Annotated in this window: 18 protein-coding genes and 1 tRNA gene; 10 read left to right on the forward strand and 9 right to left on the reverse strand. The window is 67.9% G+C overall.

The window, feature by feature from the left end:
- The first annotated feature begins 3 nt into the window (after positions 1–3).
- Genes proB through O2K97_RS14855 form a run of 4 tightly spaced genes read left to right on the forward strand, consistent with a single transcriptional unit; the run spans position 4 to position 3079 of the window.
- Entirely contained in the window at positions 4–1161 is a 1158-nt protein-coding gene (proB, locus tag O2K97_RS14840) for a glutamate 5-kinase (RefSeq protein WP_269219866.1), read from the forward strand.
- Entirely contained in the window at positions 1158–2420 is a 1263-nt protein-coding gene (locus tag O2K97_RS14845; protein WP_269219867.1) for a glutamate-5-semialdehyde dehydrogenase, read from the forward strand. Before proB ends, O2K97_RS14845 begins: the two co-directional genes overlap by 4 nt.
- Positions 2421–2463: 43 nt before the next feature.
- Entirely contained in the window at positions 2464–2679 is a 216-nt protein-coding gene (locus O2K97_RS14850; protein ID WP_269219868.1) for an AbrB/MazE/SpoVT family DNA-binding domain-containing protein, read from the forward strand.
- Positions 2666–3079 carry a type II toxin-antitoxin system PemK/MazF family toxin gene (locus tag O2K97_RS14855; RefSeq protein ID WP_269219869.1) on the forward strand — a complete coding sequence of 138 codons (414 nt, stop codon included), beginning with the start codon at positions 2666–2668 and terminating at the stop codon, positions 3077–3079. The genes O2K97_RS14850 and O2K97_RS14855 overlap by 14 nt, the downstream gene beginning before the upstream one ends.
- Here the strand turns inward: O2K97_RS14855 and O2K97_RS14860 are convergent.
- Positions 3052–5466, reverse strand: a complete 2415-nt coding sequence (locus tag O2K97_RS14860) for a membrane-bound PQQ-dependent dehydrogenase, glucose/quinate/shikimate family (RefSeq protein WP_269219870.1) — start codon at positions 5464–5466, stop codon at positions 3052–3054. The two genes, O2K97_RS14855 and O2K97_RS14860, sit on opposite strands and share 28 nt — an antisense overlap.
- Before the next feature lie 232 nt (positions 5467–5698).
- Here O2K97_RS14860 and O2K97_RS14865 point away from each other — a divergent pair, with 232 nt between their 5' ends.
- The 5 genes from O2K97_RS14865 (at position 5699) to O2K97_RS14885 (ending at position 14030) form a co-directional block, all read left to right on the forward strand.
- Complete coding sequence (locus tag O2K97_RS14865) at positions 5699–7126, forward strand: NAD(P)-dependent oxidoreductase (protein ID WP_269219871.1); 1428 nt, start codon at positions 5699–5701, stop codon at positions 7124–7126.
- On the forward strand, positions 7123–11646 hold the full coding sequence (gene gltB, locus O2K97_RS14870; protein WP_269219872.1) for a glutamate synthase large subunit: 4524 nt from the start codon (positions 7123–7125) through the stop codon (positions 11644–11646). Before O2K97_RS14865 ends, gltB begins: the two co-directional genes overlap by 4 nt.
- A gap of 29 nt (positions 11647–11675) precedes the next feature.
- Positions 11676–13004: an ammonium transporter gene (locus O2K97_RS14875; RefSeq protein ID WP_269219873.1), complete on the forward strand. Its 1329-nt coding sequence runs from the start codon at positions 11676–11678 to the stop codon at positions 13002–13004.
- Positions 13005–13276: 272 nt separating this feature from the next.
- A complete protein-coding gene (locus O2K97_RS14880) occupies positions 13277–13714 on the forward strand; it encodes an Hsp20 family protein (RefSeq protein ID WP_269219874.1) in 438 nt (145 codons plus the stop codon).
- Between the two features lie 64 nt (positions 13715–13778).
- Entirely contained in the window at positions 13779–14030 is a 252-nt protein-coding gene (locus O2K97_RS14885; RefSeq protein ID WP_017506777.1) for a DUF1150 family protein, read from the forward strand.
- A gap of 43 nt (positions 14031–14073) precedes the next feature.
- On the opposite strand, the gene O2K97_RS14890 is transcribed toward O2K97_RS14885, so the two are convergent.
- From O2K97_RS14890 to O2K97_RS14925, 8 genes are all read right to left on the reverse strand, one after another.
- Positions 14074–14541: a PTS sugar transporter subunit IIA gene (locus O2K97_RS14890; protein WP_269219875.1), complete on the reverse strand. Its 468-nt coding sequence runs from the start codon at positions 14539–14541 to the stop codon at positions 14074–14076.
- Positions 14542–14619: 78 nt separating this feature from the next.
- Positions 14620–15264 carry a ribosome hibernation-promoting factor, HPF/YfiA family gene (gene hpf / locus O2K97_RS14895; RefSeq protein WP_112861301.1) on the reverse strand — a complete coding sequence of 215 codons (645 nt, stop codon included), beginning with the start codon at positions 15262–15264 and terminating at the stop codon, positions 14620–14622.
- 74 nt (positions 15265–15338) lie between these two features.
- Positions 15339–16838, reverse strand: coding sequence for an RNA polymerase factor sigma-54 (rpoN, locus tag O2K97_RS14900; RefSeq protein ID WP_269219876.1), 1500 nt, complete (start codon positions 16836–16838; stop codon positions 15339–15341).
- A gap of 249 nt (positions 16839–17087) precedes the next feature.
- Entirely contained in the window at positions 17088–17879 is a 792-nt protein-coding gene (gene lptB / locus O2K97_RS14905; RefSeq protein WP_269219877.1) for an LPS export ABC transporter ATP-binding protein, read from the reverse strand.
- 29 nt (positions 17880–17908) lie between these two features.
- Entirely contained in the window at positions 17909–18415 is a 507-nt protein-coding gene (locus tag O2K97_RS14910; protein WP_269219878.1) for an LptA/OstA family protein, read from the reverse strand.
- Entirely contained in the window at positions 18412–19071 is a 660-nt protein-coding gene (lptC, locus tag O2K97_RS14915) for an LPS export ABC transporter periplasmic protein LptC (RefSeq protein WP_269219879.1), read from the reverse strand. Before lptC ends, O2K97_RS14910 begins: the two co-directional genes overlap by 4 nt.
- A gap of 7 nt (positions 19072–19078) precedes the next feature.
- A complete protein-coding gene (locus O2K97_RS14920) occupies positions 19079–19693 on the reverse strand; it encodes a ribonuclease D (RefSeq protein ID WP_045809722.1) in 615 nt (204 codons plus the stop codon).
- A 179-nt stretch (positions 19694–19872) separates the two neighbouring features.
- Positions 19873–19959: transfer RNA gene (locus O2K97_RS14925), tRNA-Leu, on the reverse strand.
- Positions 19960–20183: 224 nt separating this feature from the next.
- On the opposite strand from O2K97_RS14925, the gene O2K97_RS14930 reads away from it, so the two are divergent.
- Positions 20184–21044 (forward strand): WecB/TagA/CpsF family glycosyltransferase, encoded by an 861-nt coding sequence (locus O2K97_RS14930; protein ID WP_269219880.1) that lies wholly within the window; start codon positions 20184–20186, stop codon positions 21042–21044.
- Positions 21045–21082 lie beyond the last annotated feature (38 nt).

The following is a 21082-nucleotide window of genomic DNA, read 5'->3' on the forward strand; positions in this document are numbered from 1 at the left end:
TTCATGTCCCAGCGCGCCGCCCTCCCCATCGGCCCGAACGCTGCTTCGGCGCTGGGCGCCGCTCGGCGGGTCGTGGTCAAGATCGGATCCTCCCTGCTGATCGACGCGGCCACGCGTCAGCCGACGCGTGACTGGCTGGCCGCCGTCGCCTCGGACCTGGCCACGCTGCGGGCCGAGGGACGCGAGGTCATCGTCGTCTCGTCCGGCTCCATCGCCCTGGGCCGGGGACGTCTGCCCGATCTGGGCGCAAAGCTGGAGGACAAGCAGGCGGCGGCCTCCGTCGGGCAGTCCCTGCTGATGGCCGCCTGGTCCGGTGCGTTGGACCCGCACGGCCTGATCGCGGGCCAGGTTCTGCTGACGCGCGACGACACCGAACGCCGTCGGCGGTGGCTGAACGCCCGCGCGACTGTCGAGGCCCTGCTGACCCACGGCGTCATCCCCATCGTCAACGAGAACGACACGGTGGCGACCGAGGAAATCCGTTACGGCGACAACGACCGGCTGGCGGCGCGCACGGCCCAGCTGGCGCGGGCGGGACTGCTGATCCTGCTGTCGGACGTGGACGGCCTGTACGCCGCCGATCCGCGCCGCGATCCGACCGCCGCCCATTTACCCCTGATCGAGACGCTGAGCCCCGACATCCTGGCCATGGGCGGGGGCGCCAACGCGGATGCCGGCGTCGGAACCGGCGGCATGGCGACGAAGCTGGCGGCGGCCCAGATCGCGCGCTCGGCGGGTTGCGCCACTATCATCGCGTCGGGCCAGACCCTGTCGCCGCTAAGCGCCATCCGCGACGGCGCGCGCGCCACCCTGATCGCCGCCCCCGACGGGCCGATGGCCGCCTATAAGCAGTGGATCGCCGGCAGCCTGTCGCCGACGGGGGTCCTGACGCTGGACGCCGGGGCGGTCGCGGCGCTGAAGGCGGGTAAGAGCTTGTTGCCTGCCGGGGTGACGGGCGTGTCCGGCGGCTTCGAAAAGGGTGACTGCGTGCGTCTGATCGACCCGAATGGTCGGGCCGTCGGCGTGGGTCTGGCCGCCTACGCCGCCGACGAGGCCGCGCGCCTTCGCGGCCGCCGCTCGGACGAGATCGAGGCCTTGCTGGGCTATCGCGGGGCCTCGGTCCTGATCCACCGCGACGACATGGTGCTGGACGACCGATGACCGACCTCTCGATTCGAATGCTCGACCTGGGCCAGCGCGCCCGCGCCGCAGCCGCCGGTCTGCGCGAAGCCCCGGCCGCCGCCCGCACCCGCGCGCTGGAAATCCTGTCCGCAAAACTGACGGCCGCCGAACCCGCCCTGCTCGCGGCCAACGCCCGCGACGTGGAGGCCGCCCGCGCGAACGGCATGACCGAGGCCCTGATCGACCGGCTTTCGCTGACCCCCGCCCGCATCGCCGGCATCGCCGAGGCGGTGGCGACCATCGCCGCCGTGCCCGATCCGCTGGGCGTCGAGACCGAACGCTGGACCCCGGCCAATGGCCTGGACATCGCCCGCGTCCGCACCCCCATCGGCGTGCTGGGCGTCATCTATGAGAGCCGCCCCAACGTCACCGCCGACGCCGCCGCCCTGTGCATCCGCTCGGGCAATGCGGCCATCCTGCGCTGCGGCTCGGACTGCCTTCAGTCCTCCCTGGCCATCGCCGCCCTGATCGCGGAAGCCCTCGCCGAGGCCGGCCTGCTCGCCGATGCGGTGCAGCTGATCGACACCCCCGACCGTGAGGCCGTCGGCCTGATGCTGACCGGGCTCAACGGCGCCATCGACGTCATCGTGCCGCGCGGCGGCAAGAGCCTGGTCGCCCGCGTCCAGGCCGAGGCGCGAACGGCCGTGCTCAGCCACCTGGAAGGCCTGAACCACACCTATCTGCACGAGGCGGCCGATCTTGAGACCGCCCGCGCCATCGTCCTGAACGCCAAGATGCGCCGCGTCTCGGTCTGCGGCGCGACCGAGACCCTGCTGGTGGATCGGGCGGCCGCCCAGCGCCTGCTGCATCCCGTCGCCGCCGACCTGATCGCCGCCGGCTGCGAACTGCGCGGCGACGCCGACGCCCGCGCCCTGGTCCACGCCATGACGCCCGCGACCGAGACCGACTGGACCACCGAATATCTGGCCCCGATCCTCGCCGTCCGCGTCGTGGACGATCTGGACGCCGCGACCGACCACATCGCCCGCTACGGCTCGGGCCATACCGAGGCCATCGTCACCACCGACGCGACCGCCGCCGAACGGTTCGCCGCCAAGGTCGACAGCGCCATCGTCCTGATCAACGCCTCGACCCAGTTCGCCGACGGCGGCGAGTTCGGCTTCGGCGGCGAAATCGGCATCTCCACCAATCGCCTCCACGCCCGGGGCCCTGTCGGGGCCGAGCAACTGACCACCTACAAATATGTGGTGCGCGGCCAGGGCCAGATCAGACCCTGAAGCCCAACTTGCTGGCAGTAAGGAAATTCCTTACTCTCAAGCCATGATCAAGAGCCGCCTGACATCCAAGGCCCAGACGACCATCCCTCAGGCGGTGCGCGCCGCGCTGAGCCTGCAGGACGGCGACGAGTTGCAATATGATCTGGACGGCGACCGAGTGATCCTGCGCAAGGCCCGCAGGGCGCCGGTCGAAGACCCCTTCGCAGCGTTCGACGAATGGGACAGCGACGCGGACCGCAAGGCCTATGCCGGACTTTAGTCGCGGCGACGTCGTCCGCGTCCCCTTCGCTTACACCGATCGCAGCACCCGACAGCATCGCCCGGCCCTGGTCGTGTCCGATGGCCCGCTGGGCGATGGTGGCAGGCTGTTGTGGGTCGTAATGATCACCAGCGCCGACAACCGGCCCTGGGTGGACGATGTGTCATTGGCGGAGACCTACGCCGACGCCGGATTGCCCGCGCCGTCCGTCATCCGTGCCGCCAAAATCGCGACAATCGACGTCGCCGTTGCGACCCCTCTTGGACGCGTCGACGACGAGCGATTGGCGCGGACGATGCAAGCCATCCGCGCCCCTCTGACGTTCAATTCGGCCTCAATCAGCGCGAAGCGCGATAGGCCCAGCGAGAGAGCTTATGCTTTGCCCTTGGGCAAAGCATAAGCGATCACGTAATCGCCCTCCGGGGTTTCCATGAAGTGATGGCCGGCGGCGACGATTACCAGATACTGGCGGCCGTTCTGCTCGTAGATCATCGGGTTCGCCTGACCGCCGGCGGGCAGGACATCGGACCAGACAGTCTTGCCCGTGTCGATATCGATGGCGCGGATCAGGTCGTCGGTCGCTGCGGCGATGAAGATCAGGCCACCGGCCGTGACCACCGACCCGCCGTTGTTCGGCGTACCGATCTCCAGCGGCAGCATCGAGGGGATGCCGAACGGCCCGTTCTTGCGCGCCGTGCCGAACGGACGATCCCACAGGGTCTTGCCGCTCTGGACATCGATGGCCCGGATGCCGCCGTACGGAGGCTCCTTGCACAGCAGGCCGGTGAAGGGCATCCGCCAGCCGGCGTTGACGTCGATCGCATAGGGCACGCCCATCTGCGGATCGCCCGCGCCCTCGGCCTTGGCGCCCTCTCCGGTCTTCTCTTCCTGGTAGCGAGGGTCGTCGCGCGGGAACCAGCCCAACTTGTTCGCCTCGGCGCGTGGCACCAGACGGTTGTAGTTGGGCATGTCGTTATAGTTGGCGATGATCACGCCGCGACGCGGATCCAGCGCCACGCTACCCCAGTCCGAACCGCCGTTGTAGCCCGGATATTCGATGAAGCGACGATCGGCGGTCGGGGGCGTGAACTGGCCCTGATACGACGCCTTCTTGAACTGGATGCGGCAGATCATCTGGTCGATCGGCGACATGCCCCACATGTCGGCTTCGCGCAGATCGGGCTTGGCCAGGGTGTTGAACAGCGAATAGGGCTGGGTCGCCGCGCGTTGGGCCGGTTCGACGCCGCCGCGCGGGGCGGGACGATCCTGAACACCGTGCAGAGGCTGGCCCGTGCGGCGATCCAGCACGAAGATTTCGCCGCGCTTGGACGGCAGGATCACCGCCGGTGTCATGCCCCCGGCCGAAGGCAGGTCGAGCAGGGTGACTTGCGACCCCAGGTCATAGTCCCAGACGTCGCGGCGGACGGTCTGATAGCTCCAGCGCGGCTTGCCCGTCGTGACATCCAGCGCGACCAGGGCGCTGGAATACTGGTTCTCCTGGGGCCGGCGCAGCGACGAATAGTAGTCGGCGGCCGAATTGCCCATCGGCAGATAGACCAGGCCCAGGGCTTCGTCGCCCGTCGCCGTCGTCCACATGTTCGGCGTGCCCGGCGTATAGGTCTGACCGGCCGGCGGCGCGGTGGTGATGTCGGGACGCATCATGTCCCAGGCGAAGCGCAGTTGGCCCGTGACGACGTCATAGCCCTGGATCACGCCCGACGCGTTCCAGCGTTTCTGGCCGTCCAGCACCTGATGGCCCGTGACGATGACGCCGCGCACGACGACGGGCGGCGAGGTGATCGACACCATGCCGGGATAGGGATCGCCCATCCCCTCCTTGATGCTGACGGCGCCGTTGGTTCCGAAGGCGGGGCAAGGCACGCCGGTGCGCGCATCGACCGCGATAATCCGGCCGTCCAGCGTGCCCTCGATGATGCGGTTCGCGCAGGGCTGGGCGTGATCGACATTGGGCGCGGCGTAATAGGTCACGCCCCGGCAAGCGGCCGTATAGGGGATCTGGTCGTCCGCCACCTTGGGATCATAGGCCCACTTCTGCCGGCCGGTGTCAGCGTCCAGGGCGAACATCTTGTTGCGACCCGAGCAGAGATAGACGGTGTCGGCGATCTTCAGCGGCGTGGTCTCGGCGCCGAACCGTTCGCCCGGCAGGTCGCCGGTGCGGAAAGTCCAGGCCCGCTCAAGCTGACCCACATTGTCCTTGTTGATCTGGGCGAGGGGCGAGTACCGCTGGGCCGCGTCCGAGCCGCCATAGGCGGGCCAATCGACGCCCGCCTTGATCAGGGCAGGATCGCCGGCCACACTCCGATCGCCGGGCACCGGGCTGTCGACGCCGGGCGCGTTGATCTGACCGACCACCAGGCCGAACACGACCGTCAGGACCGCCAGGCCAAGCGCGCCGATGCCCGCCGTCTTGCCGCCGCCGCGCGACCGCAACACCGGCAGCGTCGCCAGCACCAGGAACATCAGCACCAGCGGCCCGACCAGGCGGGGGATCATGGCCCAGCCGTTCAGGCCCTTCTCCCACAGCGCCCAGATCACCGTGGCGACGAAGACCGCGCCATAGAGCCAGGCCCCGCGCACGTCGCGGCAGACAAGCAGAAGGCCCGACACGATCAGCGTCAGGCCTGCAATCAGATAATACCAGGAGCCCCCCAGCATCGCGAGCTGAACGCCGCCGACCGTCAGCACCAGACCGATCACGGCCAGCAGGACCCCAAGCAGTAACGTCAGCCATCCCCCAAGGCCGGTCGGGGTTGTCCATCGGGGCATGGGCGCACTCTCTGTGGTCGGCTGAAATCAGCGTGGAAAACGCCTCGAGACTGCGCCGGTTCCTATTGTCGCACCCCTGGAACAAAATCCTGTTGCGGCGCAAACGGCCTGCATCAGCAACTTTTGACGACAAACCGCGCCCTATTGGATGATTTATTCTTTTTGTTCCACTGAGAACGCCTCGCGGCAATAATATTTGCCTCTAACGCACCGTTTGCGGCATATGCGAGATATGCATAAGACCCTGAAGCAAGGCGGGACATTCGTCGTCGAACCTCGCCGCCTGTCCAAGGCCTCGGCCGAACTGCGCGCACGCGGTTTCGGCGAGATTACGATTCCGCCCTCCACAGAGACGGCCGAGAAACAGGCGTCGCGCTGCACCGACTGCGGCGTGCCCTTCTGCCAGAACGCCTGCCCGCTTCAGAACAACATTCCGGACTGGCTGCGCCTGTCGGCCGAGAACGAGCCGCGCGAGGCCTGGCGCGTGGCGTCCCTGACCTCGACCATGCCCGAAATCTGCGGCCGCATCTGCCCGCAGGACCGACTGTGCGAAGGGTCGTGCACCTTGAACCAGTCCGGCTGGGACGCCGTGACCATCGGCTCGGTCGAGGCCTGGCTGGGCGACCAGGCCTTCGCCAACGGCTGGGTCGAGCCGATCCGCCCGGCGGCCGAACGCGGCGAAACGGTCGGCATCGTCGGCGCCGGCCCGGCCGGTCTGGCCGCCGCCGACCGGCTGCGCTGCGAGGGCTACCAGGTCACGATTTATGACCGCCACGACCGCGCCGGCGGCCTGCTGATCTACGGCATCCCCGGCTTCAAGCTGGAAAAGCACGTCGTGCAGCGGCGCGTGGACCGGTTGATCGACGGCGGCGTCCGGTTCGTTCTGGGCTGCGAGGTCGGCAAGGACGTAACCCTGACCGAGCTGCGCGACCGCCACGACGTCGTCCTGCTGGCCATGGGCGTCTATCAGCCGCGCATCCTGTCCGCGCCCGGTCGCGGGCCGGACTCGACCGTCGCCGCCCTGTCCTATCTGACCCACCAGAACCGGCGCGACCTGGGCGACGCCGAACAGGACGGCTGGCACGAGGCGCGCGGCAAGCGGGTCGTCGTCATCGGCGGCGGCGACACGGCGATGGATTGCGTCCGCACCGCCGTCCGTCAAGGCGCGGCCAGCGTCACCTGCCTGTATCGCCGCGACCGCGAGAACATGCCGGGCTCGGCCCGCGAAGTCGTCAACGCCGAGGAAGAGGGCGTCGTCTTCGAATGGCTGGCCGCGCCCAAGGCCCTGCTGTCGCAAGGCGACCAGGTCACGGGCGTGCGCGCCGCCCGCATGCAGCTGACGGAAGGCCTGCCCGGCCAGCGTCGCGACATCGTGCCCGTCCCCGGCGCCGACTTCGACATTCCCGCCGACATCGTCATCGAGGCCCTGGGCTTCTCGCCCGAGCCGTTCGCGGCGCATGAGCCGAACTTACGCCTGCGCGACGACGGCACGATCAAGGTCGGCTCCGTCAGCTTCGCCACCAGCCTGCCCGGCGTCTTCGCCGCCGGCGACGCGGTGCGCGGCGCCTCCCTGGTCGTCTGGGCCGTCCGCGAAGGACAGGACGCCGCCGCCGAGATCGACCGTTACTTCAAGACCCGCACCGAGGAGGTCGCGGCATGACCTGGCTGAACACGTACGAACAAACCCGCGACCGTCTGGAAGCCGCAAACGCTTATGACCGCAGCTCGGAGCGCGACGCCTGCGGCGTGGGCCTGGTCTGCTCCATCGACGGCACGCCGCGCCGCGACGTGGTCGAATATGCGATCCGCAGCCTGAAGGCCGTGGCCCACCGCGGCGCAGTCGACCCCGACGGCCTGTCGGGCGACGGCGCGGGCATCATGGCCGAACTGCCGCAAGGGTTCTTCGCCGAACAGGTAGCCTCCATCGGCCAGTCCCTGCGTCCCGGCCCCATCTGCGTGGGTCAGGTCTTCCTGCCGCGCACCGACTTGGGCGCCCAGGACCGCGCCCGCGCCATCGTCGAGACCGAAGCCCTGCGCGCCGGCTTCTGGATCTATGGCTGGCGCCAGACGCCCATCGACCTGTCGGTCGTCGGGACCAAGGCCGGCGCTACCCGGCCCGAGATCGAACAGATCATGCTGGCCCCGCCGCTGGACGACGCTGGACAGCCGCTGGACGGCGAGGCGCTGGAGCGCGAACTGTATCTGTGCCGCCGCCGCATCGAAAAGACGGTCAAGACCGAGAACCTGGCCGGCGTTTATATCTGCACCCTGTCCGCACGCTCCATCGCCTACAAGGGCATGGTGCGGGCCGAACTGCTGGGCGACCTGTATCCCGATCTGGAGGACCCGCGCTTCGTCTCGGCCTACGCGGTCTTCCACCAGCGCTATTCAACCAACACCTTCCCCGAATGGAAGCTGGCCCAGCCTTTCCGCATGATGGCCCACAACGGCGAGATCAACACGCTGAAGGGCAACCTCAACTGGATGAAGTCGCACGAAATCCGCATGGCGGCCGGCGCCTTCGGCGACCGCGACGGCGAGGTCAAGCCGGTGGTTCAGCCGGGCGGATCGGACTCGGCGGCCCTGGACAATGTCATGGAGGTGCTGGTCCACGCCGGTCGCCCCGCGCCGATGGCCAAGGCCCTGCTGATCCCCGAGGCCTGGGCCAAGGACGACGTGGTCATGCCCGCCGAACACCGGGCCTTCTACGCCTATTGCAACGCGGTGATGGAGCCGTGGGACGGCCCGGCCGCCATCTGCGCCGCCGACGGCCGCTGGATCGTGGCGGGCAAGGACCGCAACGGCCTGCGTCCGCTGCGCGCCGTCGAGACGGTCGATGGCCTGCTGATGGCGGGTTCCGAAGCCGGGCTGGTGCCGATCCCCGAGAGCCGGGTGAAGCGCCGCCTGCACATCGGCCCGGGCAAGCTGATCGCCGTCGATCTGAAGCATGGCCGCGTCTATGACGAGCATGAGGCCATCGACGCCTTGTCCGCCGCCCACCCCTATACCAAGTGGCTGGACAATATGGTCGATCTGGAGCCGATCATCGGCCCCGGACCAGAGCCGCGCTCGGCCTCGGGCGAGGCCCTGACCCGCCGCCAGATCGCCGCCGGCTACAGCCGCGAGGACCTCGACCTGTTGCTCGACGCCCTGGTGCGTGATGGCAAGGAGGCTGTGGGCTCCATGGGCGACGACGCCCCGCCCGCCGTCCTGTCGGCTCTGCCGCGCCCGCTGAGCCACTATTTCCGCCAGAACTTCTCCCAGGTCACGAACCCGCCCATCGACCCTCTGCGCGAAGCGGGGGCCATGAGCCTGAAGACCCGGTTCAAGAACCTGGGCAACATCCTGGCTGAGGAAGAGGCCCAGACCGACGTGTTTGTGCTGGACAGCCCCGTCCTGACCAATGGCATGTACGAGCGGATGATCGACACGGTCGGCGCCGGTTCGACCGTGGTCATCGACTGCAGCTACGCCCTGCCGTCCGACGACGCCAAGGAAGCTTACAGGCCTGGCGTGGCCCTGCGCGCCGCGCTGGACCGCATCATGGACGAGGCCGAGGCCGCCGCCCGCGACGGCGCCGCCCTGATCGTGCTGACCGACCAGGCCGGGTCGGCGGATCGCCTGGCCGCACCGATGATCCTCGCGACCGCCGGGGTGCACGGCCGCCTGACCAAGGCGGGCCTGCGCTCCTACTGCTCCATCGTGGTTCGCACCGCCGAGACGCTGGATCCGCACGGGTTCGCCGTTCTGGTCGGGGTCGGCGCCACCACCGTCAACGCCTGGCTGGCCCAGGATCTGTTTCAGGAGCGTCTGGATCGGGGCCTGTATCCCGGCCTGACGCTGCGCGACGCCTGCCTGAACTACAAGGCCGGCATCGAGGCGGGCCTGCTGAAGACCCTGGCCCGCAAGGGGATCAGCGTCATCTCCGCCTATCGCGGCGGCTGCGAGTTCGAGGTGCTGGGCCTGTCGCGCGCCTTGACCGCCGAGTTCTTCCCCGGCGCCCCGTCGCGCATCTCCGGCATCGGCCTTGCCGGTCTGGAGCAGGCGGCGATGAAGCGGCACCGCACGGCCTGGGGCGACGCTGTCCCCTCCCCGGCCATCGGCGGCTTCTTCAAGATCCGTTCGGGCGGCGAGGCCCACGCCCACGAGGCCAGGACCATCCATCTGCTGCAGGACGCCTGCAACCGCGGCGACTATCGCCGCTTCAAGCAGTTCTCCGAAGTCGTCCGCGCCCAGGCCGACCTTTCGCTGCGCGACCTGCTGGACTTCCGCGAAGGCACGCCCATTCCGCTGGACCAGGTCGAGAGCGTGTCGGACATCCGCCGTCGCTTCCTGACCCAGGCCATGTCCCTGGGCGCCCTGGGCCCCGAGGCGCACGAGACGTTGAACATCGCCATGAACCGCATCGGCGCCCGCTCGGTCTCGGGCGAGGGCGGCGAGGATCCCGAACGCTATCACCCGCGTCCGAACGGCGACGACGCCAACTCGGCGGTGAAGCAGGTGGCCTCGGGCCGGTTCGGCGTCACCGCCGAATATCTGAACCAGTGCCGCGAGATCGAAATCAAGGTGGCCCAAGGCGCCAAGCCCGGCGAGGGCGGGCAACTGCCCGGCTTCAAGGTCACCGAATTCATCGCCCGGATGCGCCACGCCGTGCCCGGCACGACCCTGATCTCGCCGCCCCCGCACCACGACATCTATTCGATCGAGGATCTGGCCCAGCTCATCTACGACCTGAAGGCCATCAACCCCGACGCGCGGGTGACGGTGAAGCTGGTGTCCGCCTCGGGCATCGGCGCCATCGCCTCGGGCGTGGCCAAGGCCAACGCCGACGCCATCCTGATCGCCGGCCACAACGGCGGCACCGGCGCCTCGCCCCAGACGTCGATCAAGCACGCCGGCCTGCCGTGGGAGATCGGTCTCGCCGAGGCCCACCAGGTGCTGACGCTGAACAATCTGCGCGGCTCGGTCACGCTGAGGACCGATGGGGGCGTCCGCACCGGCCGCGACGTAGTCATCGCCGCCATGCTGGGCGCCGAGGAATATGGCGTCGGCACCGCCGCCCTGATCGCCATGGGCTGTCTGATGGTGCGGCAGTGCCATTCCAACACCTGCCCGGTCGGCGTCTGCTCCCAGGACGAGCGGCTGCGCGACAAGTTCACCGGCACGCCTGACAAGGTGGTGAACCTGTTCACCTTCATCGCCGAGGAGACGCGCGAGATCCTGGCCTCGATTGGCGCGCGCACGATGGACGAGATCATCGGCCGCACCGACCTGCTGCGTCAGGTGCGCCGCGGCGGATCGCACCTGGACGACCTGGACCTGAACCCGCTGCTGGTTCAGGTGGACGAGGGCGCGGCCGGCAAATGGGCCGACAAGACGACGCGCAAGCCCATCGCCGACAGTCTGGACGCCGCCGTGCTGAAAGACGCTGTGCGTTTCCTGGATCGCGGTCAGACGCTGGAGCTGTCCTATCCGCTGAACAACACCCAGCGCACGGTCGGCGCGGCCCTGTCCTCGGCCATCGTGCGCCGCTTCGGCGCGCAAGGGCCCGCCGGCCGGCTGAAGCTGCGACTGGAAGGCATTGCGGGCCAGAGCTTCGGCGCCTTTGCGGCCAAGGGTCTGGAACTGCACCTGACGGGCGAGGCCAACGACTATGTCGGCAAGGGGCTCTCGGGCGCCGAAATCTCGATCCGCACGCCCGAATGGCGCGAGGATCAGCTGATTTGCGGCAACACCACCCTGTATGGCGCGACCTCGGGCCGTCTGTTCGTCGCCGGCGCGGCGGGCGAACGGTTCGCGGTCAGGAACTCCGGCGCCGAGGCCGTGGTCGAGGGGCTGGGCGCGCACGGCTGCGAATATATGACCGGCGGGCTCGTGGTCGTCCTGGGGTCGGTCGGCTGGAACTTGGCGGCGGGCATGAGCGGCGGCGAGCTGTTCGTGCTGGACCAGCCGGGCCATGCCGAGCGCGCCTTGAACGGCGACCTGGCGGGCGTGACCGACATTGACGCACAGGCGGCCGATCGACTGAAGGGCCTGATCGAGGCCCATCTGGCGGCGACCGCCTCGCCCCTGGCGCGGCGTCTGCTGGCGGATTGGGACAACAGCCTGCACCGCTTCGTCCGCATCGTGCCCCTGACCGACATCGTCGCCCGCACGGAACGCCTGAAAACCTCCGCCTGACACCGAACAGCCTGCCGTAGAAAGCCGCCATGACCCGATCCGCCGCCCTCGCCGTCACGCTCGTCGCCGGGGCGGTGGCCTTCGCCTCGCCGGCCTTGGCGGCCCCAACCCTGGCGGACCCGGCCCTGCTGGCGCATCAGGCGCCGCTGGTCATCGATACGGCGGCGACGGCCTGGATCCTGACCTCGACGGCCCTGGTCCTGCTGATGACCCTGCCGGGTCTGGCCCTGTTCTACGGCGGCATGGTCAGGAAGAAGAACATCATAAGCGTCGTCGCCCAGTCGGCGGCCGCCTTCGCCATCGTCTCGGTCCTGTGGTTCCTGGTCGGCTACAGCCTGTCGTTCGGCAAGGGACCGGAGGCGATCAACGGCTTTATCGGCGGGGTGCAGGCGGCCTTCCTGAACGGCGTCACCGCCCGGACGGCCCACAGCCTGCTGCCCGGTTTGCCCGAACTGTTGTTCGTCGCCTTCCAGATGACCTTCGCCATCATCACCCCGGCCCTGATCGCCGGCGCCTTCGCCGAGCGGATGAAGTTCTCGGCCAGCCTGCTGTTCTTTGGCCTGTGGCACCTGATCGTCTATGCGCCGATCTGTCATCAGGTCTGGGGCGGCGGCTGGCTGGGCGGATTGGGCGTGCTCGACTTCGCCGGCGGTGCGGTCGTCCACGTCAACGCCGGGATCGCCGGCCTGGTCTGCGCCCTGGTGTTGGGGCCGCGTCACGGCTTCGGGCGCGACAACATGGCCCCCGCCAATCTGGTCTATAGCGCCATCGGCACGGGCCTGCTGCTGGTCGGCTGGCTGGGCTTCAACGCCGGATCGGCGGGCGCGGCGGATGCGCTGGCCGCGACCGCCGCCTTCAACACCATACTGGCCGCCGGCAGCGCCGCCCTGGGCTGGATGACCATCGAATGGTTCGATCGCAAGCGTCCGACCCTGCTGGGCCTGTTGTCGGGCGTCGTCGGCGGTCTGGTCGCCATCACCCCCGCCGCCGGTTTCGTCGATCCCAAGGGCGCCTTCTTCATCGGCCTGATCGGCGGTCCCGCCTGCTATGCGGGCGCGGTCTGGCTGAAGCACGCGCTGAAATACGACGACAGTCTGGACGCGTTTGGCGTGCACGGCGTCGGCGGCATCGTCGGCGCCCTGCTGACCGGCGTCTTCGCCACCACGACCGTCAACGCCTTGTCGGAGGGGGCGACCGTGTGGAAACAGGCCGTCGGCCTGGTCGGCGTCATCGCCTGGAGCGCCGTCGGCACCTTCGTCGTCCTGATGATCTGCAAGTTCACCACGGGCCTGCGCGTCACCAAGGATGAAGAGGTCGAGGGGCTGGACTATACCCAGCACGGCGAGGCCATCCACTAGGGGCGCGTTCGCCCCGTCCGTCATCCTCGGGCTCGACCCGAGGACCGGATCATCCGCCGCTTCGCATTAGAAGTTGGCCTCGGCCGTGCGACCTTCTTCTGCATGAGCGGCGCAACGCCTGAGCCTCGGGTCGAGCCCGAGGATGACGAGATTGGGGACCGCCGGCCCCAAACGGTTGATCCCGCCCTCGCCAGCCCCCATCTTCATCTGTGACGGACGGTCTTGCCGATTGCGGGAGACCGACCGCTCGGTCGCTGACGCAAGGACCCCAGATGACGACGACGCGCACCCTTCTGTTCGACAGCCCCTTTCTGCTGGGCTTCGACCACACCCGCGCCCTGATCGACCGCGCCGCCAAGGCCGCGGCCGAAAGCTATCCGCCCTACAATGTCGAACAGATCGGCGATGCGGGCGTCCGCATCAGCCTGGCCGTCGCCGGGTTCGCGCCCGAAGAACTGGCCATCACCCTGGACGGCCGCCAGCTGACCATCGCCGGCAAGCGCGATGATGCCGGCAGGGGTGAACAGGCCTTTCTGCATCGCGGCATCGCGGCGCGCGGCTTCGTGCGCAACTTCGTCCTGGCCGACGGGCTGGAGGTCGAGGGCGCCCGGCTGGAGCATGGCCTGCTCCACGTCGACCTGATCCGGCCCGAGGCCGAGCGCCAGGTGCGGCGCATTCCCATTACGTCCGGGCCCATCACGACCGGGTGAAAACCACAGCCATTCGAACCGCCCGGCGATCCGGGCGTTGTCAAATATGAAGGAGGCGGTCCTAATGACGCCGATGACGATGACCAAGGAAGACTTTGCCGGACTGGGCGCCCCCGACCTCGTGTATGTGCGCGAGATCAAGGCTTCGGACCTGCTTGAAGAAGCGGTCGAGATCAAGGACGTGGATCTGAACCCCGGCCAGATGCTTTATGCCGTCCACAGCGCCGACGGTGAGCGTCTGGCGGTCATGATCGACCGCGACACCGCCTTCGCCGCCGCCGTGGCGCACGAGCTGGAGCCGGTTTCCGTTCACTGATCTGAGGGATGGCGGCGCGCAGGCGCCGCCTTTCACCAAGCAATCAAGCCGCCGTCGCGGCTGCGGCGTCCTTGACGAACAGGGCGCGGATCGCATCGATCGTGCGCGCCTGTCTCAGTTGCTCCCGCAGTTCGGGCGACCGCAGCGCGCGCGACACCGCCGCCAATGCCCTCAGATGCTCGGCGCCCGCCTTGGGCGGCGCGAAAAGGCCGACGATCAGATCGACCGGCCTGTCGTCCACCGCATCATAGGCCACAGGCGTATCCAGCCGCACGAACACCGCCGTCACCTTCTCGACCTCGGTGAGACGCGCGTGCGGCACCGCGACACCGGACCCCAGCCCGGTCGATCCCAGCGTCTCGCGTTCCATCAAGGCATCGAAGATCCGGGCTTCGTCCAGGCCCAGCGCATGCGACGCCGCCTCGGCCAGCGCGTGGAGCGCCTGTCGCTTGGACGACGCGCCGCTGCGCAGCACCACGCCCTTGGGCGCGAGCAGATCACCGATGTCCATTACACAACCTCGATACACGCAGCAGACAACGGCGCGGCCGCCCGTTTAGAGACAACCGCGCCGAAGTCAAACTGAGGCTTAGTTCACCGAACCGTTGGACTTGGCGGTCCGTTCGGGATCGATCCATCCCACATTGCCGTCCGGACGCCGATAGACGACCGCCAGACCGCCGTGGGCCGCGTTGCGGAACAGCACGACCGGATAGCCCGTCATGTCCAGCTCCAGCACAGCCCGTCCGACCGTGATGGTGCGGATTTCGTGCTCGGTCTCGGCGATGACCATGCCCACCGGCGGCGGACCGTCGTTCTCGCTCGCGTCGCCGAAGACATCGTCTTCCACGCTGTCGGGATCACGCAGCACGATGCTGCGTGCGACTTCGCGGGCGGCGTTTTCAGTCTTCTCGGGCGACAGACCCTTGGGCCCGATGTGGTGGTCCTTGAGCCGGCGCTTATAGCGACGAACCCGCTTTTCGAGCCGATCCAGCGCCTCGGTGAAGGCCGAGTGGGCGTCGCCGCCCATGCCGGTCGTCACCAGGGTCTGGCCCGACGCGAGGCGGACCCAACAGTCCACCTTGAAGTTGTGGCCGTCCTTGGACACCACGACCTCGGCGTCTTCACCGCCTCGGGCGAAGTATTTTCCGACCCCGTCTTCGAGTTCCTGGGAGATGCGCGAGCCTAACGCTTCGCCGACATCCACTTGCTTGCCGCTGACTTGGACTTGCATGCCGATAGAACGCGCCCGACCCGATTTGGTGTCAATCCAGATCACCGATTTGTGGTCACGCTTGGCTGTGGATGTCAGCCGGTCTTCATCATTCGGCGGCGCTCGACCGAGGACGGAATCCTCAAGGCTTCCCGATATTTGGCCACCGTGCGGCGCGCGATGTCGATGCCCGTTTCCTTCAGGATTTCCACGATCCGGTCGTCGGACAAAACGTCACCCTCCAGCCCCTCGCTGTCGATCATGGATTTGATCTTGTGACGGACGGCTTCGGCCGAATGGGTCGATGCGCCATCCACCGACTGGATGGCGGCGGTGAAGAAGAATTTCAGCTCGAACACGCCCCGCGGCGTGGCGATATATTTGTTCGAGGTGACGCGGCTGACCGTGGATTCGTGCATGCCGATGGCGTCGGCGACGGTCTTCAGATTGAGCGGCCTCAGGAACTCGACGCCGAAGGCCAGGAATGCGTCCTGCTGGCGCACGATCTCGGACGACACCTTCAGAATGGTCTTGGCCCGCTGATCCAGCGACTTGACCAGCCAGTTGGCCTGGGCGGCGCAGTCGGCGACGAAGGTCTTTTCGGTGTCCGAGCGCGCGCCGGCCTGGACAAGGCCGTGATAGCGCTTGTCCACCAACAGGCGCGGCAGAGTGTCGGCGTTCAGCTCGACCCGCCAGCCGCCGGCGGGATCGGGCCGCACATGCACATCGGGCACGACCGTTTGCGCCGGCTCGCCGCCGAACCCGGCGCCCGGACGCGGCGTCAGCGCCCGCAGTTCGGCGATCATGTCGGTCAAGTCTTCGCCATCGACCTCGCAGACGCGGCGCAGGCCCGCCAGATCGCGCTTAGCCAACAGATCCAGATTGTCCAGCAGAGCCGCCATCGCCGGATCGAACCGGTTGCGCTCGATCAGTTGCAGCTTCAGGCATTCCGGCACCGACCGCGCCATGATCCCGGTCGGCTCGAAGCCGTGACAAACGCTCAGCACCGCCTCGATCCGCTCCAGCGGCACGCCCAGCCGGTCGGCGAATTCGGTCAGTTCTCCGCGCAGATAGCCGCCCTCGTCGGTCGCATCGATCAGGGTCAGGGCGATGCCGTGGTCGGCCGGCGTCAGGCCCGCGCTCGACGCCTGGGCCTGAAGATGCTCCCACAGTGTCAACTCGTGCGCGTCGGGCCGCTCGCCCTCGCCCTCGAACATCTGGCCACCCTTGCCGGCGCTGGACCAGTCCGACAGCCCAGGCTGGGCTTCGTCAGTCATCCGGTCGCTGGTGCGCTCGCCCGGCGCGGCGTCGCCATAGACATCGTCCGAACCCGCATCCATGCCGGACACGGCCTCATGGCCGACCCCGTCGCCGAAAGACATTTCACCGTCCGCCGTCGCCTCGACGCGCTCGACCGGCTCGGGCGTCTCGCCCTCCGGCTCCTCGCGTTGCAGCAGCGGATTGCGCTCCAGCTCGGCCTCGACGAAGTCCTCGAGCTCGAGGTTCGACAGTTGCAGCAGCTTGATCGCCTGCTGCAGCTGGGGCGTGATGACCAGCCCCTGCCCCTGCCTGACCTCTAACCTTTGCCCGATCACGTTCGAAATCTTCCCGCCCGGCCGCCGAGTGGCCCGGAACTTGCTGGGACAGAATGTCGCCGAACCGGTTAACGCGAGACGAACGCGCCTTTTGTCTCCTCCCCATTTCATGGGGAGGTGGCGCGGCGCTTCCTTCAAGCGCCGCGACGGAGGGGGTCTTCACCGCATCGCTAGCGTCGGTGAGACTTTCAAAGCCCCTCCACCGCTTCGCGGTCCCCCTCCCCACAAATGGGGAGGAGACGAGGCGACTTAGATGTAGTTTTCGCCGAGATACACCCGGCGCACTTCGGCGTCGTGGATCGCCTCGTCGGACGTGCCTTCGAACAGCACCGCGCCGTTCGAGATGATCGACACCCGGTCGGTGATGTCCAGGGTCTCGCGCACATTGTGGTCGGTGATCAGCACGCCGATGCCCTGGCTGGCCAGATAGCGGATCACGGTGCGGATGTCGGCGATGGCCAGGGGGTCGATGCCGGCGAAGGGTTCGTCCAGCAGCATGAAGGACGGCCGCCCGGCCAGCGCCCGCGCGATCTCCACCCGCCGGCGCTCGCCGCCCGACAGGGCCGTAGCCCGCGCATGGCGCAGATGGTCGATATGCAGTTCGTTCAGCAGCCGATCGGTCTCGGCACGGATCTGGTCGCGCGGATAGTTCAGCTCGACCACCGCCTTGACGTTCTGCTCGACCGTCATGCCGCGAAAGATCGAGGCTTCCTGCGCCAGATAACCCAGGCCCATGCGGCTGCGCTGATACATCGGCTGGCCGGTGATGTTCTCGCCGTCCAACCAGATCGCGCCTGAATCCGGCGGGATCAGGCCGGTGATCATGTAGAAGCAGGTGGTCTTGCCGGCCCCGTTGGGACCCAGCAGACCCGCGACCTCGCCGCGCTGCACCGTCAACGACACGTCGCGCACCACCTGACGCTGGCCGAACGACCGGGCCAGGTTCATCACCCGCAGGCCCTTTTCCGCAGGCGCGGGCGCCACGGCGGCCCGTTGCGGCCGCTCGTCCAGGTTCAGGGCTGACAGTTCCTTGCGCGCCAAATGCTCAGGTCCGTGACGGCCAGACGGCCTCAGTTCGAGTTGGGATAGAAGACGCCCTGCACGCGGCTTCCGGCGGCGCCGCGCGGCGCGCCGTCCATGCGGGCGGTCTCGGTGTTGATGTTGTAGACCAGGCGCGAGCCGGTCAGGACGTTCTTGCCCTGGGTCAGGATGACGTTGCCCGTCACCACGATCTCGCCGTTGCCCAGGTTGTAGACGGCGCGGTCGCCGCGCATCGACTGGTCGGGCGTCACGAAATAGACCGTGCCGCTGGCCTCGGCGCGTTGCAGATCGCCGCCCTCGCCGCTGACCAGGGTCAGGGTGTCGGCGCGGAAACGATTGCCGCCCTGCGTCGCCTCGGCCCGGCCGCGCAGGATGATGCGATTGGGGGCGTATTCGACCGAGTCCGCGCCGTAGGCGACGGGCTGATTTGTCGCCTGGGCCCCGGCGCGAGATTGTGCATCGACCAGGGCCGGCATGCCCACGACGGCGGCCGCCGCGACGACGGCCAGCGTCTTCGAAATCTTCGTCACGATCATCCGCCTGATCCCTTGGGCGTCAGAACGCCCTTCACCTTGTTGTCGCCTGCGCCGTCGAACACGACGCGCTGTCCCTGATCGTAGATCGCATAGGACGATGCGTTGATGGTTCCAATAGGGCCGGAACCCTGAACGCCCTTTGAACCGGTGACGTTTCCGGTCGAGGTGTCGACCACCGCCTCGGGCGTGGTCAGGACAAAGCCCGTCCCGCCGTCCGAAATGCGCACGTTCGGACCGATCGTCACCGTCTTGGCCTGCTCGTCATAGACGCCGCCGTCGGCGGTGAGTTCGGTGACCTTGCGTCCGCCCAGGTTCAGCTTCAGCGCCGGGCCGATCAGTTTGAACTTGCCGGTGTTCGGGTCGCGCACAGCGCCCTGCGCGCCGACGGTGAAAGCGCGGCCCTGCGCATCCTGGCCGTGAAACAGGGGGGCGTCCAGGCGGACCTCCTGGCTCTGGCTGGCCTTGCGCTCCACCCCCGACATGACGGTGCGGAACACGGTCCAGGTCAGGGCACCGCCCGCCAGCACCAGGATGACGATCGGCAGGACGCGGCGATACAGCTTGACCCGCCGCGAACGCGCACGCCAGCGCGCGCCGGCCAGGGCGACCCTGGCCTCGTCGGCCTCGATGCGGGACTGTTCGCCGTGTTCGGTCAAGCGCGCCTCAGCTGTGGGCGAAGATGTCGGTCTCGTCCCAGCCGGCCAGGTCGAGCGCCGACCGCGTCGGCAGGAAATCGAAACATTCAGCGGCCAAATCGGTTCGCCCTTCGCGCGCCAGCATCATGTCCAGCTTGGCCTTGGCCGCATGCAGATACAGGACATCCGACGCCGCATAGTCCAGCTGCGCCTGGCTCAGCGTCTCGGCGCCCCAGTCCGAGGACTGCTGCGCCTTGGACAGGTCCACGCCCACCGTCTCGCGCACCACGTCCTTCAGCCCGTGCCGGTCGGTATAGGTGCGCGCCAGCTTGGAGGCGATCTTGGTGCAATAGACCGGCCGCGTCTCGACTCCGAGGTGCAGCAGGAACATGCCGATGTCGAACCGGCCGAAGTGGAAGATCTTGGTCACCGCCGGATCGGTCAGCACCCGCTTCAGGTTCGGACAGTCATAGGCGGGCCGGTTCAGCCGCACGACATGGGCGTTTCCGTCGCCCGACGACAGTTGCACCACGCACAGCGGATCGCGGCGGAAACGCAGGCCCATCGTCTCGGAATCGATGGCGACCTCGGACCCCAGGTCCAGATCGTCGGGCAGATCGCCCTCATGCAGGTAAACGGTCATGCTCAGGCTCTTACACGGCGAACACGGCGCGCGAAACGGGCAAGCTTATTCACGAAACGGCCTCAAGCAGGAATGCGCCGCGCGTATTCCGATAGGCCACAAAAAATGCCGCCGCGCGCATTTCGATAGGCCAAAACAAAGAAAGCGCCGCACCGTTCGGTGCGACGCTTTCTGAAAGATGGTGCCCAGAAGAGGACTCGAACCTCCACGGCCGTTAAGCCACTGGCACCTGAAGCCAGCGCGTCTACCAATTCCGCCATCTGGGCCCCGTCGGCAGCGCCTTGCGGCGTTTCCATCGGGAAGGCGCGGACCTCTAAGGGAGGCTCCGGGCGGGGTCAACAAGGATTTTTCGCCTTTGTGAGATTTCTTGCGCGCGCGGCGCGCCAACCCTGGCCGCACATCATTTTCGATCCGCGTCCGGCGGCGACTTAATGGGCGCTAAGCCTGTTTTCTAACCCCGTCTTGAGGCCGGGTCGTCTAGAAGCGCCTCATGGCGGACCCGTCTCTCAGCCCCTCTGCGCCAGAGCGCGTCGTCACGGAACGTCGCGCTCGGCCGCGCGCGCCGTTCCGCCAGAACCGCCGCGCTCACGAGCGGGTCACGATCCTGGGGCAACCGATGGATCTGGTGAAGCCGGAAGAGGTGCTGCACCACATCCAGCAGGCGGTGCGACAGGGGACAAAGAGCCTGATCGCCAATCACAATCTGCACAGCCTGTATCTGATGCAGAAGCGGCCTGAACTCGGCGCCTTCTACGACAAGGCCGATCTGATCGAGGTCGATTCGACACCGCTGCTGACCTTCTCGCGCGCCCTGGGCCTGCACAGTCGGTACTTTCACCGCTGCACGTATCTGGACTGGCGCGACCATTTCTGGAGCGTGGGGAACCGTCAGGGTTGGCGCGTCCTGTCCGTCGGCGGCGCGCCCGGCGTCGGCGACGAGGCGGCCCGCCGGCTGAAGCTCCGCTATCCGGACGCCGACATCGCCATCCACCACGGCTTCTTCGACGCCCGGCCCGGTTCGTCCGAGAACGCCGCCGTCCTGGATCGGATCACGGCCTTCCAGCCCCATATCCTATTCGTCGGCATGGGGATGCCGCGCCAGGAGCTATGGATCGCCGACAATTTCGAGCGCCTGCCCGATTGCGTCATCCTGTCGGTCGGCGCCGCTTTCGACTATGAGGCGGGGGTTCAAAGCGCGGCCCCGCGCTGGATGGGACGCGCCGGCGTCGAATGGGCCTATCGCCTGCTGCATGACCCCAAACGGCTGTTCGTCCGCTACTGCGTCGAGCCCTGGACGCTCCTTCCGCTGGCCCTGCGCGACATCCGCCAGGCCAGGCGTCGCCGCCACTGATCACGTTATTCCTACTGTCAGATAGATATTTATCGCCA

Source organism: Brevundimonas vesicularis, from assembly GCF_027105095.1.
Taxonomy (GTDB): domain Bacteria; phylum Pseudomonadota; class Alphaproteobacteria; order Caulobacterales; family Caulobacteraceae; genus Brevundimonas; species Brevundimonas vesicularis_E.

Excerpts from the sequence above, each read along its gene's own strand:
- proB (WP_269219866.1), top strand. The coding sequence starts at position 4 with ATGTCCCAGCGCGCCGCCCTCCCCATCGGCCCGAACGCTGCTTCGGCG.
- O2K97_RS14845 (WP_269219867.1), top strand. The coding sequence starts at position 1,158 with ATGACCGACCTCTCGATTCGAATGCTCGACCTGGGCCAGCGCGCCCGC.
- O2K97_RS14850 (WP_269219868.1), top strand. The coding sequence starts at position 2,464 with ATGATCAAGAGCCGCCTGACATCCAAGGCCCAGACGACCATCCCTCAG.
- O2K97_RS14855 (WP_269219869.1), top strand. The coding sequence starts at position 2,666 with ATGCCGGACTTTAGTCGCGGCGACGTCGTCCGCGTCCCCTTCGCTTAC.
- O2K97_RS14860 (WP_269219870.1), bottom strand. The coding sequence starts at position 5,466 with ATGCCCCGATGGACAACCCCGACCGGCCTTGGGGGATGGCTGACGTTA.
- O2K97_RS14865 (WP_269219871.1), top strand. The coding sequence starts at position 5,699 with ATGCATAAGACCCTGAAGCAAGGCGGGACATTCGTCGTCGAACCTCGC.
- gltB (WP_269219872.1), top strand. The coding sequence starts at position 7,123 with ATGACCTGGCTGAACACGTACGAACAAACCCGCGACCGTCTGGAAGCC.
- O2K97_RS14875 (WP_269219873.1), top strand. The coding sequence starts at position 11,676 with ATGACCCGATCCGCCGCCCTCGCCGTCACGCTCGTCGCCGGGGCGGTG.
- O2K97_RS14880 (WP_269219874.1), top strand. The coding sequence starts at position 13,277 with ATGACGACGACGCGCACCCTTCTGTTCGACAGCCCCTTTCTGCTGGGC.
- O2K97_RS14885 (WP_017506777.1), top strand. The coding sequence starts at position 13,779 with ATGACGCCGATGACGATGACCAAGGAAGACTTTGCCGGACTGGGCGCC.
- O2K97_RS14890 (WP_269219875.1), bottom strand. The coding sequence starts at position 14,541 with ATGGACATCGGTGATCTGCTCGCGCCCAAGGGCGTGGTGCTGCGCAGC.
- hpf (WP_112861301.1), bottom strand. The coding sequence starts at position 15,264 with ATGCAAGTCCAAGTCAGCGGCAAGCAAGTGGATGTCGGCGAAGCGTTA.
- O2K97_RS14910 (WP_269219878.1), bottom strand. The coding sequence starts at position 18,415 with ATGATCGTGACGAAGATTTCGAAGACGCTGGCCGTCGTCGCGGCGGCC.
- O2K97_RS14920 (WP_045809722.1), bottom strand. The coding sequence starts at position 19,693 with ATGACCGTTTACCTGCATGAGGGCGATCTGCCCGACGATCTGGACCTG.
- O2K97_RS14930 (WP_269219880.1), top strand. The coding sequence starts at position 20,184 with ATGGCGGACCCGTCTCTCAGCCCCTCTGCGCCAGAGCGCGTCGTCACG.